Here is a 15383-nt window from a genome sequence, read left to right on the forward strand (position 1 = left end):
CGATTTACTTATTTACAAGTTGTTTTAATTTGTCGATAATCCTTGACTTTACTGAAAATTTATTTCTAAAATCTTGTATTATTTTTTTGTCCACTATCATTTTTTCATCAAATTCAAAAACTCTTTGTGCTCCTTTATCTAACGTGGTATCAAATCTAGTAGAACCAGACGTATGGGTCGCTTCTGTTGAAAAACCAATACTTTTCAATTTAGAAACTGATGGAAAAACACAAAACATTTGATATTGAAATTGATAATAACACAATCGAATAGCCCAGGAATCTATTTTTCCTTCCATTTGATATTTTAGCATTTTTGGCATATCACTCCCGATAGTTGCAAATGCTTTTACCTTTTTTTTATCTGCTATAAAGTCTGAATAATTAGCAACCTCCCAATCCACATCATTCCATTTATCTTTCCATATCCCCCAACCCCATGATGAGGCTCTATAGCCTAAATAATAATCTTTACTATAATTTTGTAAATTTGATAAACTCAATGTATATCCAGAAATTGTAATCACTTCAGGGTTATTTTCATAAAAAGCCAATGCTTGATTCATAAAATCCAAAAAATTACGCGATGTAATCAAGTCATCTTCAACTACTATTACTTTTCCATAATTATTTACTATTTCAGTAACTCCTTCTATTATTGATTTAGCCAGACCCTTATTTTTAGGTGACTCCATTATCGAAATCGATTTAAAGCCTTTTACAGTATGTAAATAGCTACGAACCTCATCTATTTTCTTTTTTCCTTCTTCCGACTTTGGGCCATCAGAAAAAATAAACAAGTCACTTTGACTCGCTAAATAATTTAACTGAAGTGCTTCAATAGTTTTTTTAGTTTCGGTCAACCGATTATAAACAAATAATACTATAGGTGCTTGGGCATTCATGCTACTTGAAACTCTTTTTTCATTATTAATTTACTTTTTGAAGGTTTACTTATAATTAAATACCAGAAAAGAAAAGAAATTAAAACTGTTGGTTGTATAATAAAGCTTTCAAAAAAGCCTCCTAATAAAATCCCAATAAGAATAATTGAGATATATAAATTCTTTTTCTGATGTAAGGATTTTGTAATAAAAAACAAAAAAAACAAAAAACCTATGATCCCAGATGCCGCAAACACCTCCATGTAAGAGGAATGAAAATACAAAAACTCTAGGCGCTGAAAATAATAATTCCCATCGACATGTGCTTTTAAAATAATATCATTTAGACCAAAAATCCCATAGCCTCCAAAAATAGAGTGACTCCCATAATGATCAATAATATGATACCATATTTTGCTTCGCCCAGTTGTAAAACTACTTACTGTACCTGATTTTAATATATCTACCGATAAGTAAAGTGAACTTAAAAAAACAATTACAAATACAATAACATACATATACCTAATCACATTTCTTTTTATGTAAGGAAATGCATTAAACATAAAATAAACCACCAATACCAATTGAGGATTCCTTGAATTTGATAACAGTGTTAATATGGCAAATACGATTGACATTATTAAATGAAATATTTTATTTTCTGTCTTATCACGATATATAGAAAAATTTGTTATTGTTCCTACACAAGCAAATATGCCTAATTGTATGTAATTTTCATAAAATAAACCTAAGCCAGTCCTATCCTCCAACGTATGCCATATTTTAAAAGGAAGCACCACTGCCAAAATTGTCCAGAATATCAAATTATAATTTAAGGTACTTGCAAACACCTTAAAAAAGCTAAAATAAGGTCTGGGGGATTTTGACTTAAAAGCTTCTGAAAGCAAATAGAAAAAATATATAAAAAGCAGAAAAAGTAAATTATTTTGTATAATTGGAATGTTCATTCCGTTATTAAAAACCCACAATACTGTAAAGCATATACACAATCCCCAAAAAAACAACAAAGACCTATTCGCTTCTAAAAAATCTAAAAACTGATTAACGGTTTTTTGTAGTAATATAATACCTATTATAGCTATAAATAACTTTCCAAATTTCCCCGTAATATGAATTAAAATGTTATATGTGATCGCATTCATTACTAAAAAAGTAATGAACAAAAAAAGCAATGTTTTATGTACCTTTTTTTCAGTTAGCATATATCAATCGCTTTTTTATTCCTTTTTACAATTCTAACATAAAGTATATAGTACACCAACTGATAGAGTAGATTTTCAACAATTTTAGTATAAAAAACGCCTATCAACCCATATTTGGTTATAAAAAAATAACCTAAACAAATTGCTAAAACACTCCTTGGAATTAAAATCCAAAAATTAACATCCGTCCTTTTAATTGCGTTTAAAGCTATTTTGTATGGCTGAAAGAAAATATTTATTGCTTGTACCACAAAAGGGAAAACTATCAAAATTCCTAAATTATTGTATTTTTCACCAAATAACATGCTAATAATTGATTGACCAAAAAAGCAACCAATAATTATTAATAAAATAGACATAAGACTAAATAATAACGACCATTTTTTTACCGCTCGTGATAAATTGATATAATTCTTATTGTTTTTCACAAAAAGCGGTAATAAGTATGAGCTAATTGCCGTTAGCAAAGGGTTAATAATATTTGCTACACTAAGCAATACCCCCAAAATTGCAATATTATCTTTAGTTGACAAATACAATAATAGCCAAGGGTATATTTCGGAACTAAAATGAAACAAAACATTTGCTCCTACCAGCCATTTACCTACTTCCCAATTCTTCTTAAAGTCATTTTGTAGTGCCTTTATTTTTAAAGCTAATCTTTTCGAATTTAGAATAAAATAAACTGAGCTAACCAAAAAATAAATTAGAGAAAATGAAATTAAAAAAAATTCAATTTTTTTAATTTTCAAAAAGAAGATAACAACAAGTACAGTAAGCAAACTTAATGAACATGTTAGTCCATAATATAAATTTTGTTTGGTTTTCCTTTCACTCAACATAGTTTCTCTAACAAAATAAAATGTGGTATGAGAAACAATGTAAAATAGAAATAAAACTAATTTTAAAATATTGTAATCTTTTTTAAAGAATAAGAAAAACACAATAGGAAATAGCAATATTATAGCTATTGTAAAACACAACTTAAAAAGAACATTTGAATTATAAAACGAATCTTGCTCTAGCTCCCCTACATCGTTTAAATTAATGGCATAAGGTCTTGAAATAAGTGCGCTCTGAAAACCCAAAACAAATAATGTGACTGAAAACAGCAATACTAAATCAGCATAATCTGTTTTATCAAAAACCCTTGCAAGCACAACACTTATTAACAAAGTAGTTATACTCATAAAAAATTGATCGGATAAAACGCTAAATAATTTCGGAAACTCTTTACTCTTTTTTAAACTAAAATTCATTTAAAATATTAAATCAAATTCTTCAAAAAAAGTAAGCTACTTTTTATTCAACCAATTCAATAATAGCATTCAAATTTGTTATTAAAAATTGATTTATTATTTAAAAGATTTTCTAGCAAATACTCTATTAGAAAATGTAACTACCGCTTTTTTTGACTTGAGATTAAGCTTCAAAAATAGATAAACAATTAATAGCAGCGAAGAAAAAACAATAAACAACTGGATATTTATATTATAATCACCAATAAAATAAACCATTGATATCACAACCAAATTACTAATCGCTATAAATAAAGTTGCCTGAACATGAGAAAAACCTGCATCTAAAATTTTATGATGTACATGATTCCTATCTGCCGACATCGGACTCATGCCACTTAAAATTCGTATTGCAAAAACACGAATCGTATCTATAATTGGAAAACAAAAAGTCGCAGTTACCAATGCTATTTTATTAGGCACAAAAATATTGTTTTGAGCAATTACATCCATTTTCAAAAAAATTAAGGCTTGAAACATCAATAACACCCCAATGAACATGGAACCAGAATCTCCCATAAACAGTTTTCGCTGTTTAGAAAAGTTAAACACCAAAAAACCAACCAAACAACCAACCAATATAAATGACACTAATGAAGCAAAGTAAAGTTGATTTGAAACAAAATAAACTCCAAAAAACAAACTTCCAATTATTGCTATACTTCCGGCCAACCCATCAATACCATCAATTAAATTATAAGCATTTATAAAAAACACATACATGATAACCGTAAACAACACCGAAGGAATATAAGCCAAAGTATCTATCCCCAATACACCCAATATAGTGTCAATTCGCAAATCTGTCATTAAGACTACTATAAACGCTACTGCGATTTGACCTATCAACTTTTTTAGTGGTGCCACTCCTATCAAATCATCTTTAACACCTATAAAAAACAAAATTGTTACTCCTGTTAATAAGGCTAAGAGGAGCTTCATTTCCATTTGAGAAAAATCAAATAATACCCCTGAGAACATTAAGCATAAAGAAAAGACGATAAAAATCCCCACTCCACCTAAATTTGGAGTTTCTATAGAGTGTGAACTTCGATCACAAGGAGCTGCCATTAAGTTTTTTTCTCTTGTCAATCTTATTATGATAGGAAAAACTTTAACCGAAAGAAAAATAGCTGTAATTGATATTACAGCAATAAGCATGTTTTGATTTGTAAAAAAACTAACGAAGCCCTGCATAAATTGATTTTTGAAAAATTATTGCTACCAGAAAATAATCTAAGCTTACCACTAAGTTAATACTTTAATAATCAGCTAACGTTAATCTTTCATTAACATTAGTTATTTTTTATGAAAGAAAAAACCTACTAAGCATCTGATTGCCAGAAAACAACATGTACATTGTTTTTTTATTCTTTCAATAATAATGCATTCCTTAACACTGTAAATTATTTAATACTAAGTAATAACAAAATCAAAGGATAATTGAAACTTACATCAATTTTGCAATAGAAATCAGACAAAAAACATAGTTTAACGACAAAAATCAAATTGACTATGTGAATTTAATTATTAATCTACATTAATAAATTCAAAATATCTAATTAAAAAACAGTTATAATTTATACCAAAAACATTTAAACGACTTTATTGTACTTAAACAGAAATTTTCAAAACACTTAACACCTAAACCCAAAACGATTTAAAGCTATTCATTATATTTTTTAATACAAATTACTCTTTAATCTACGTATCTCTTCATCAAAATTTAATGACTTAGAATAGGCCTTCCAAAAATTTGGATCATATTTTTTCCAATTTTTAGGTTGTTCTTTTTTATTTTCAATAAGGTTCTCAAATTTATTTTCGTCAACTTTAAGTGTTTCGTAGACTAAAACTTTATAATCTGTAACCACTGTTGAACCAAAATTGACGTCTGCTGCTAATTCATTTTGTTTTCGCCGACCTTTTGTATTTTTATTTTTTTCTATAATTTTTAATGGACGATCAATTCCATACACTTTAGTTTGCGTATTTTCAATAAATTTTATGCTATATTTTTGATGATTCCCTTTTTCAAAAATCATAGTTCCTTTATATCCTTGTTCTTTATAGCTAAACCCTAATAATTTTATACTCCGTAAAGGCTTTATATTTTGATAATCTACTCGAAGCACTGCAAAATCATCCATATTTATGTACACTATCCCTTTAAAATCTTCGCTCCCATTTGGGTCAAATTTTATTTGATATGCCAAATCATCCCCAATTTCAATAAAATCCAACATTTTAAAATCATATCGGCTGGGTTTAAAAATAAAGTTCAGTTTAGAATCTTCATTATAGATCAGGTTTTCAAAAATTTTACCAATAGCTTTTCGGTTTAAGTTTAAAAAGAAATTCTCGTTCGCTTCATCATTTTTCCCCATTTCATTTCTCATATCAATCAACTCTTCATTATCAATAAAACTTTGATCTGCATCAGCTTTAAAGCTAAAAAGACCCGATTTTATTTTAAAATAAGAGTCTTTTTTTACATTCTTATTTAAAATATTTTCAAGGGTGGCATAAAATCCAGCCAGATAATCTTCGCCATAAATATCATATAACTTATTTGCCTTTTTTATATTTAGCTTATGCTTATTTAAATCACTGTGAAAATCACCCAAAACCTCTGTATGAAACACCGAACGTTTAGGCACCTTTGACAGTTCGTTTTTCACAAATTTTTCATCAATTTCTTTGAATGAAGATTTTTTAAAATCTACCTGAAAATAATCTGTATGATTGTTATCTGATTGCCTAAAGAATAATTCATTTTTTGTAAAACCCTTAACATAATTTGAATCTAAATTATTCTTTACTTGTTCTAAAACTTCTTCAATACTCAATTTTTTATTAGATATAAAAACCGTATTTAAATCCTCTACTTTTGGTATTAAATATAAAACAGAATCTATTTTTTGAGTAATTGCTAAAGTTAATTCCTCATAGCCTATGGATGATATTCGCAATGAATCCGTAGCCGTATATCCTCTATTAATTTCCAATGTAAAACGTCCATTTTGATCGGCGGAAACTCCATATTGATTTGCTGCCAAAATAGTAGCACCATATACCGGTTGCTTTGTAGCTTTATCTAAAATCTTAGATGAAATGATCTGAGCTTCTGTCACCCAAAAACTCATAACAAAACACAAAAAAAGCGACACCCTTACATAAGTTCGCTTTCCTAAAAAATGCAATTTCATATTAATAATTATATGTTACTTTGTGTTATACCTATTGGACACTCCAACCCATAAACACTATTCTCATTGAATACTATTGAGGTAAGTTACCACAAATTTCTCTATAATAACAAGGTTTCATTTATAGCTACATATACTAATACCATTCTCCTTATGAATTTATTGTATAAACCCTAGCTAAACAAAAAAAAGGCCTTCTATTAATTCAGAAGGCCTTTTATACATTAAAGTCGGGAAGACTGGATTCGAACCAGCGATCTCACGCCCCCCAGACGTGCACTTTAACCGGACTAAGCTACATCCCGATATTTAATAATTGTTTTATTTAAAAAACATCATTCGATTCTTTCAACTTCTCTGTATTTTCGACAAGCATTAATTCATCAATAATTTTTTGGATATCCCCATTAATAATATTTTGTAAATCATATAATGTCAATCCAATTCGGTGATCTGTTACACGACCTTGCGGGTAGTTATACGTTCTAATTTTTGCAGAACGGTCACCACTTGATACCATACTTTTTCTTTTTTCAGAATCTGCTGCTTGTTTTTTAGCTAGCTCCAACTCATACAAACGCGAACGTAATACTTTTAAGGCTTTTTCTAAGTTTTTATGCGATGATTTTTGATCCTGACAACTAACAATCATCCCCGTAGGCTCATGATGTAATTTAATAGCTGAATACGTAGTATTTACCGATTGTCCACCTGGCCCTGTCGATGTTGTACGCTCTATACGTACTTCGGTCATATCCAATTCTACATCAAACTCCTCCGCTTCGGGCAATACCATTACGGTAGCAGCACTAGTGTGCACACGTCCTTGAGTTTCTGTCTGTGGTACACGTTGTACACGATGCACACCTGCCTCAAACTTCATGGTCCCGTATACATCTTCGCCATTTACTTCAAGAATAATTTCTTTAAAACCACCACTCGTTCCATGACTTGTATCCATAACACTCACCGACCAACCTTTACTTTCGCAATATTTATTATACATTCGGTATAAATCACCTGCAAAAATACTAGCCTCGTCACCACCTGTTCCTGCTCTAATTTCTAGGACACAGTTTTTAGCATCTTCAGGATCCTTAGGCACTAACATGAAACGTATTTTTTCTTCCAAAGTTGGTAGCGCTTCTTTAGCTTCATCCAATTCCATTTTGGCCATTTCTACCATTTCGGCATCACTCCCATCGGCAATTATTTCTTCTGCCTCAGCTATATTATTGGTAAGAGTAATATAAGTTTCGCGCTCATCCATGATGGCTCTCAAATCCTTATACTCTTTATTTATTTTTATATAACGCTTTTGATCCGAAATAATATCGGGCTGAATAATCAGGTCACTGATTTCATCAAAACGTTGTTTTACTATATTTAATTTATCGATCATTATCCAGAAAATTGGAAAGCAAAGTTAATTAAATTAAACCACTTTTTACTCCTTCATTAAACTCTTCTAAACCTTTACTTGCTCCTTGTTTTATTACACTTACGTGAGAAGGAATATTTGTAGCAGGATTGGGGTCAATATAATAAATCTTAGCCGAAGCAGGTGCGTACTGAAATAAACTTGCAGCTGGATATACTTGCAATGATGTTCCTATAATTAATACTACATCTGCTTCTGCAACAACACTTACTGCTTTATCCAGCATAGGCACAGCCTCACCGAACCATACGATATGTGGACGCAATGAATTCCCTTGTAGATCGGTATCTTTTTCTGTTAAATCGGCATCCCAGTCCACAATATAATTCTCATTTTTTAAACTACGTGCTTTACGTAATTCGCCATGTAAATGAATAACATTCGTACTTCCTGCTCTTTCATGTAAATCATCCACATTTTGAGTAATTATAGAAATCTCAAAATCTTTTTCCAATGCTGCCAGTGCATAATGCCCTTTGTTCGGCTCAACTTCAAAAAGTTGCTTTCTACGTTGATTATAAAAATCATATACCAAATCGGGATTTTTTGCGAAACCCTCTGGACTCGCCACTTCCATTACATCGTGACCTTCCCACAAACCCCCAGCATCTCTAAAAGTATTGATCCCACTCTCGGCACTCATTCCTGCTCCTGTTAATACGACCAAGTGTTTCATAAATTGATTCGATATTATTTAAACTATGCTTATTGGACTAATTTATACTTTATTGTGACTCCTATTAAATTTTTTGCTGTTTTTTTTAGCAACAAAAAAGCCAATAAATAAGCTACTTAACACTATTTTTTTATCAATTTCTAATTGTTTTTCAAAATATGGGTAACAAACTATCTTTTTGACACCTAAACCTAAAATTCAATTATTTTTATACCTTTTAAAACATTATCTTAGGTATACTCAAAAAATATAAATACATAAATCTGATATTCAGATAGCTTCTATTCCATATGTATCTTTTAACTATACTTGAAGTCAAAAAATATATGAAACTCCCATTTTCTATCTTTTTCATCAGCCTCACTGTATTTATTTATTTAACAAGCATACTACCTATAGCTGCGCGAACAAAACCAAGCTATCAAATACAAGACTCTCAAAGGGCTATTATTATTTTCAACCTAGCCCAGCAAGTAACATGGCTTAATGATATCGGCAAACAATTTAAAATAGTCATATTAGATAATGACGAACAGCTGACAAATAAAATAAAATTGCTTGCAAAAAAAAGAGATCTCAAAGGAAGAAAAACAAAAATTGTTAAATTTAAATCCATTGAGAATTTAGATAATATTCAACTCCTTTATATTAATAAAAAATCTAATTTCAATATTGATAAAATTTTAAACCAAATAAGAGGTAAGCATATTTTATTGATCACTGAAAATTATGACTATCAATCATCAATGGTTAATATCACACTTTCAAATAATCAATTTCAATATGAAATTAACACTGGGCTTTTAGAAAAAGAAAAATTCACTTACTTACCATCATTAAAAAAATATGCTATTAATTCTTCTGAAGTTTGGAGAGCTCTTTATGAAACCAAAAAATCATTAAATGAAGCTGTTATTGAAAATAAACAGCAAAAGGAAATTATTAAAAATAAAATTAAAGAAATTGAATACGATAAAGAAAAAATAAATTTAAATAGAAGAGTTATTGAAAAATTATCTATTGAGAACTCTTTAAAAGATAAGAAATACGAGGAAAAAATAATTTTGGAAAAAAAGTTAGCACAAACTATTAAAAAAAATGCTGAAGTAATTAATTCTCAAAAAGAAAAAATTAAAATTAGTGCTAATGAAATAGCGGTACAGCAGCGCTATTTAAACAACCAAAAAAAACAAGTTTCTGCTCAAAAAATAATACTCGATAGTCAAATAAAAAAAATAAATTATCAAAAGAATACCAATTTAATACTCTTAGCCTTATCAACTTTACTCTTTTTTAGTCTTCTATTTATTTACAAAGGTTATGTTACCAAAAACAAACTAAATAAAAAGTTGGAAGAAAAAAATATTGCGATATACAAACAATCAAAAATACTAGAAACTAAAAATAGTGAATTAGAACAATTTGCTTACATAGCGAGTCATGATTTACAAGAGCCTTTAAATACAATTACAAGTTTTATTAGCTTAATAAAAGAAGATCATGAAAAGCATTTTAACGAAATTGCAAAAGAAAGCATGGGCTACATTGTTGATGCTAGTAGCCGTATGAAAAAATTAATAAACTCAATTCTAGATTACTCCAGGTTGGGAAGAGTTAAAAATTATACTATTGTAAATACACAAAAACTATTACTTGAAATAAAAGCTGATTTAAAAACAGTAATTGACAAAAAAAATGCAGAGATAACACTCAATAATTTACCTAAAATTAAAGGCACCCATACCGAACTACGTTTACTTTTTCAAAATCTAATAAGTAACGGTATTAAATTTTGCAAGCCCGGTACAAAACCAAAAATATTTATTGATTGTGATTTAATTACTAATGATATGAATACAAAGGTTTGGAAATTTTCTGTAAAGGATAATGGGATTGGCATTGCTAAAAAACATGAAAAAAGAATATTTAATATTTTTCAACGCCTACACTCAAAAGACAACTATGAAGGAACTGGTATTGGTCTTGCGCATTGTAAAAAAATTGTAGAATCACATGGAGGAGATATTTGGATCAGTTCTGAAATAAACAAAGGAACCACCTTTTATTTCACCATCCCTTTTTCTTAAAATTATACTTATATAAGTACATAATTTAGACTATAGATTTACACATAGCTTTTGTGACCCAGTGATAAAATTAGCTACTAAACTATTAATATCATCTTTACTAAGCATTTTTCCGAAGTGTTGTTTTATTTCTGGGGTATTCTTTACAAAGTCTTTTTCTTTATCACTTAACCTCATCTCAGAATTTAAAACTATATTAACTTCATTTCTGTAATTCACATCAAACTTTTTAAATTCTTCTATAAATTCCCATCCATCCATCACTGGCATATTAAGATCCAATAATATAACAGCTGGCATAATTTCTGATTTTAAAAGTTTTAATGCTTTTTCTCCACTTTGAGCCGTTTCAATAACCACCTCTTCAAAAACTCTTTTAATACAAGTTTGATTAAAAAAGGTTGCTGCTTTACTGTCGTCTACTATTAAAAAATCTACTTTTTTCATACTTCTTTTTAATTATTCAACTTGACTTAAAGAAAAATACTCTTCCAAAATTCTATCTAACACACTTAATGATAGCGGCTTGTTCAAAAACCCACTCACTAAATCAGACTCTTTGGATTTTTTCAAATCATTTGGATTTTCAGAGGTCGTCAAAATAAACACTTTTATGTCTGAAGTTATTTTTTTGTCTAATTTTCCATACTCAATTAAAAACTCCCATCCATTCATGGCCGGCATATTAAGATCCAAAAAAATAATTTGTGGTTTTTTTGATAAATCATTTATGGATCCTTTTAAATATTCTAGTGCTGCATTCCCACTAGATACCATTTCTGTTTTATTAAAAAATTTATGTTTTGCTATGACATAACTATTAAAAAAATTTATAGCCTTATCATCATCAACCAACAAAGAGCTGTTAATTATATTACCCATTTATACTTTATTATACTTTAATACAATGTAACTAATCTTGTTGCTTCTATTAGCTTTAGTAAATTTTAAACACTATAAAATCAGATTAAAATTACAAAAAATAAGACAAATAGCACTATAAACCAAAATAACCTTAGGGAATTTCACATTTATATAAGATTTTTCAATCACTTAATTAGAAGTATAGACTTGTGATTTTAGCTATTGGTTTTTGATAACAACTTACTGTTAATAAAATTCGTTTTCTGTTAAAAAACTCGAGAGACCTTCCTTTTCTAATAAAAATTTAGTTCTTAAGGTTTCTCTTTTTCCTAACCTTTGTAAAAAAATTGTTAAATGCAAATGAGGTTCTGAGCTCCAACCTGTATTTCCACTATAGCCTATTATTTGATTGCTCTCTATTTATTGGGGGTAATTTTATAATAAAAAAATCTATTTGACTTTGATGGCACTAAATACAAATTTGAAGTATTTCGAGCTTTCATATTTTGAAGCTCAAGATTTAATTGTACACTTACTTCACAAAAAAAAGGATTGTCTACATAAATATTGGTTCCATCAAAAACTTCTTCATGATAAATTCTAATTTCTGAAGCCGAAAAAGCTAAATTACACAGTAATAAAATTAAAAAAAACAGATTTCTTTTCATCTAAAATTTTCAACTTGAAATTCATTTATTCTCACAACTGGCAACTCACAACTCACAACTAAAAAAGATACTACCTCACAAAAACAGGTTCATTATCCTTAACAGTATATTCTTCGCTAAAAACGTACCCATCCAAATTAAAAGCTTTTAAATGATCCATGCTTTCTACATCATTTTCAATTAAATAACGGCTCATGGTACCTCGCGCTTTTTTGGCATAAAAACTAATAATTTTCAGCTTATCATTTTTCCAATCTTTAAAAACAGGAGTAATTACAGGGACTTTTAGTGTTTTTTTATCCACTGCTTTAAAATATTCATTGCTTGCTAAATTCACAAAAAGCTCTTGATCCTGCAATTCCTTATTTAATTGTGTTGCTATGGTTTGTTTCCAAAACTCGTATAAATTTTTAGCTCCGTTTGCGCCAAATTTTGTTCCCATTTCCAAACGATAGGGCTGAATTAAGTCTAAAGGTTTGAGTAAACCATATAAGCCCGATAAAATACGAAGCTTACCCTGCATTTTTTCAATATTGGCCTCCGATAGTTGATAAGCATCCAATCCATTATAGACATCTCCATTAAACATAAATACTGCAGGACGTGCATTCTCGGTAGTAAACGGCAATTGCCAATCTTGATTTCGGTGCCAATTTAAGTCTGCTAGTTTTTCGCTAATATGCATTAAACTTGCCAAATCACTAGGCTTCTTTGCTTTTATTGCTTTATTCAAAATTGTTGACTGCTCTAAAAACAACGACTGCGTATACTTTTCTGTTGGAAGAGCCGTAGTTAAGTTTAATGATTTTGCTGGTGATATTACTATTTTCATAAATGCTGTATTATTCTTATGAATTTATGGATTTGAAATAATCATTAAAATCGATTTCTAATAATTTTTCCAAATTTGATTTGGTCTCTTCAATACAAAAAACACCAAAAGCTAATTGTTCTTTATAATCAAATAGTGTTTCTTTTAAAAGCTTGGTAAAACGATTCTTCAATTTTTCAATATCTGGTTCTTGATTTAATTTGTTAACATCAGTACCATTATAAGCAATTAAAAAAGCAAAAATTGAATCTTCGTTTTTCTGCCAAATTGTATTCCAATCAGGACTTTCTCCTTTTATAAAGCAGTCATAAGGGTTTACTCCTACCGAGTGGTAAATCATATTTCCTAATCCCATTCCTCCAAACCTCATCGTATTCAACTCAATAGGAAACAACTCCTTATCCAATTTAAATTCGCTATGAATAGCTAAATTTTTTACGTTCAAAATTAAATTTAACTTTTCAAAAAAAGCGTTAGCCTGATCATACACCTTATCAAAAACTTCTTTACTAGTATAGTAAATCATATGTAAATAGGCGGCTATTTTGGGCATTGGATGATGATATATATTTACGATATGAGGCTTCCCTTTTTCATCATAAAACATATCAACCGCATATTCTTCGCCTTTTATAAAATCCTCAACTATAAATTCATTTTTAGAAAGTACATTTTCCGAAAGCACACTCGAATTCTTTTCAATTTCCAGAGCCACTTCTTCCGACACCTTTTTTAAATCAGAATGTTGATCAATGATCTTTACTGCTGTTCCAAAACAACCTTTTAAAGGCTTTAATACCGTTTGTTTTTCTATTTTTAAATCTTCTATTCCTTTAAAGTCAATTTTCTCAAATCGATATCCAGGGTACAGTTCGCTCAAAATTTCTCTAAATTGATATTTATCTTTTAAACAATCAATTCCTTTTATTTTGGCTTTGTCTTCTATTTTCTTTCTAACTATATCAAGAGAAGCTTCGGAGGTTACACAAACTTTATCCTCTTTTTTAAAGTTAAAACTAGCCTCATTTACATCCTCTTCTTTTAGATGAACTAAATTAGCTGTAACTGGGAGTGTTTCCAAGGTTCCAGATTCAGCACTATTTGGTGATACTAAATATAATTTGCCCGACATTTATTCTATGAGTTATATTTCTAATACTCCTTATCCATTATGTTGACTACCATATTTACGCCAACGCTCCACACAATCATTAATATCACTAGGAATTGGCGCTTCAAAAAACATTTCTTTATTAGTCGTAGGGTGAACAAAACCTAAAGTCCGCGCATGAAGTGCTTGTCTTGGTAAGGTTTTAAAACAATTGTCAACAAACTGTTTGTATTTAGTAAACGTGGTTCCTTTTAATATTTTATCTCCTCCATAACGTTCATCATTAAATAAGGTATGTCCAATATATTTCATATGCACACGTATTTGATGCGTACGCCCGGTTTCTAACTTACATTTTACCAAAGTAACATAACCTAAACGTTCAATTACCTCAAAATGAGTTACCGCTGGTTTTCCTTTATCGGCTTCCTCCCCATCCCAAACGGTATTTTGTAATCTGTTTTTAGGATGACGTCCAATGTTACCTTCAATAGTTCCAGAGTCTTCTTCTATATTACCCCAAACTAAAGCTACATACTCTCGCTTACTTGTTTTATCAAAAAACTGCTTTGCCAAATGGGTCATTGCAGCTTCTGTTTTTGCCACCACTAACAATCCTGATGTATCTTTATCTATTCGGTGTACCAACCCTGGACGGTCACTACTATTATTAGGTAAATTTTCAAAATGATAAATTAGGGCATTAATCAATGTGCCTTCATAATTCCCATGACCCGGATGTACAACCATTCCGGCTTCTTTATTTACCACCAATAGATCATCATCTTCATAAACTACATCAATAGGAATATTCTGCGGTGTTAATAATTGCTCATATGGCGGATGGCTAAACATAACGCGCACTACATCATTAGGCTTTACTTTGTAATTCGATTTTACAGGAACTTCATTCACCCAAACACTTCCTTCTTTGGCTGCTTGTTGAATTTTATTACGTGTGGCATTCTCCACAAAATTCATTAAAAACTTATCTACCCGTAAAGGAACTTGTCCACTACCCGCCTCAAAACGAAAATGTTCGTGTAAATCATCTCTTTCCTCTGGGCCAACTATTTCTTCCGTACTCATTC

The 15383-nt window shown here is 29.8% G+C and carries 14 protein-coding genes and 1 tRNA gene; 1 reads left to right on the top strand and 14 read right to left on the bottom strand.

Annotation, left to right across the window (positions count from 1 at the left end):
• Positions 1 to 4 precede the first annotated feature (4 nt).
• From KQA_RS0208615 to KQA_RS0208650, 8 genes are all read right to left on the bottom strand, one after another.
• A complete protein-coding gene (locus KQA_RS0208615; protein WP_010180124.1) occupies positions 5 to 904 on the bottom strand; it encodes a glycosyltransferase family protein in 900 nt (299 codons plus the stop codon).
• Positions 901 to 2106: an O-antigen ligase family protein gene (locus tag KQA_RS0208620; protein WP_010180126.1), complete on the bottom strand. Its 1206-nt coding sequence runs from the start codon at positions 2104 to 2106 to the stop codon at positions 901 to 903. Before KQA_RS0208620 ends, KQA_RS0208615 begins: the two co-directional genes overlap by 4 nt.
• Positions 2100 to 3365, bottom strand: coding sequence for a lipopolysaccharide biosynthesis protein (locus KQA_RS0208625; RefSeq protein WP_010180128.1), 1266 nt, complete (start codon positions 3363 to 3365; stop codon positions 2100 to 2102). The genes KQA_RS0208620 and KQA_RS0208625 overlap by 7 nt, the downstream gene beginning before the upstream one ends.
• A gap of 96 nt (positions 3366 to 3461) precedes the next feature.
• Complete coding sequence (locus KQA_RS0208630) at positions 3462 to 4601, bottom strand: MraY family glycosyltransferase (RefSeq protein WP_010180130.1); 1140 nt, start codon at positions 4599 to 4601, stop codon at positions 3462 to 3464.
• A gap of 485 nt (positions 4602 to 5086) precedes the next feature.
• Complete coding sequence (locus KQA_RS0208635; RefSeq protein ID WP_010180132.1) at positions 5087 to 6613, bottom strand: carboxypeptidase-like regulatory domain-containing protein; 1527 nt, start codon at positions 6611 to 6613, stop codon at positions 5087 to 5089.
• Positions 6614 to 6843: 230 nt separating this feature from the next.
• A tRNA-Pro gene (locus tag KQA_RS0208640) sits at positions 6844 to 6918 on the bottom strand.
• 20 nt (positions 6919 to 6938) lie between these two features.
• Positions 6939 to 8015 carry a peptide chain release factor 1 gene (prfA, locus tag KQA_RS0208645; RefSeq protein ID WP_010180134.1) on the bottom strand — a complete coding sequence of 359 codons (1077 nt, stop codon included), beginning with the start codon at positions 8013 to 8015 and terminating at the stop codon, positions 6939 to 6941.
• Between the two features lie 28 nt (positions 8016 to 8043).
• Positions 8044 to 8730, bottom strand: coding sequence for an SIR2 family NAD-dependent protein deacylase (locus KQA_RS0208650; RefSeq protein WP_010180136.1), 687 nt, complete (start codon positions 8728 to 8730; stop codon positions 8044 to 8046).
• Positions 8731 to 9056: 326 nt separating this feature from the next.
• Here KQA_RS0208650 and KQA_RS19535 point away from each other — a divergent pair, with 326 nt between their 5' ends.
• Complete coding sequence (locus KQA_RS19535) at positions 9057 to 10817, top strand: YfiR/HmsC family protein (RefSeq protein WP_010180138.1); 1761 nt, start codon at positions 9057 to 9059, stop codon at positions 10815 to 10817.
• A 30-nt stretch (positions 10818 to 10847) separates the two neighbouring features.
• Here the strand turns inward: KQA_RS19535 and KQA_RS19540 are convergent, their stop codons facing one another.
• The 6 genes from KQA_RS19540 to KQA_RS0208685 form a co-directional block, all read right to left on the bottom strand.
• Positions 10848 to 11264, bottom strand: a complete 417-nt coding sequence (locus tag KQA_RS19540) for a response regulator (RefSeq protein WP_010180140.1) — start codon at positions 11262 to 11264, stop codon at positions 10848 to 10850.
• A gap of 12 nt (positions 11265 to 11276) precedes the next feature.
• On the bottom strand, positions 11277 to 11699 hold the full coding sequence (locus KQA_RS0208665) for a response regulator (protein ID WP_010180141.1): 423 nt from the start codon (positions 11697 to 11699) through the stop codon (positions 11277 to 11279).
• A 398-nt stretch (positions 11700 to 12097) separates the two neighbouring features.
• Positions 12098 to 12349 carry a hypothetical protein gene (locus tag KQA_RS0208670; RefSeq protein ID WP_010180143.1) on the bottom strand — a complete coding sequence of 84 codons (252 nt, stop codon included), beginning with the start codon at positions 12347 to 12349 and terminating at the stop codon, positions 12098 to 12100.
• A 70-nt stretch (positions 12350 to 12419) separates the two neighbouring features.
• Positions 12420 to 13181 carry a peroxide stress protein YaaA gene (gene yaaA / locus KQA_RS0208675; RefSeq protein WP_010180145.1) on the bottom strand — a complete coding sequence of 254 codons (762 nt, stop codon included), beginning with the start codon at positions 13179 to 13181 and terminating at the stop codon, positions 12420 to 12422.
• 16 nt (positions 13182 to 13197) lie between these two features.
• Positions 13198 to 14313, bottom strand: a complete 1116-nt coding sequence (locus KQA_RS0208680; protein ID WP_010180147.1) for an ATP-grasp domain-containing protein — start codon at positions 14311 to 14313, stop codon at positions 13198 to 13200.
• Positions 14314 to 14343: 30 nt separating this feature from the next.
• A complete protein-coding gene (locus tag KQA_RS0208685) occupies positions 14344 to 15381 on the bottom strand; it encodes an RluA family pseudouridine synthase (protein ID WP_040396240.1) in 1038 nt (345 codons plus the stop codon).
• Between the last annotated feature and the right edge of the window lie 2 nt (positions 15382 to 15383).

It is taken from the genome of Aquimarina agarilytica ZC1, from assembly GCF_000255455.1.
GTDB lineage: Bacteria > Bacteroidota > Bacteroidia > Flavobacteriales > Flavobacteriaceae > Aquimarina > Aquimarina agarilytica.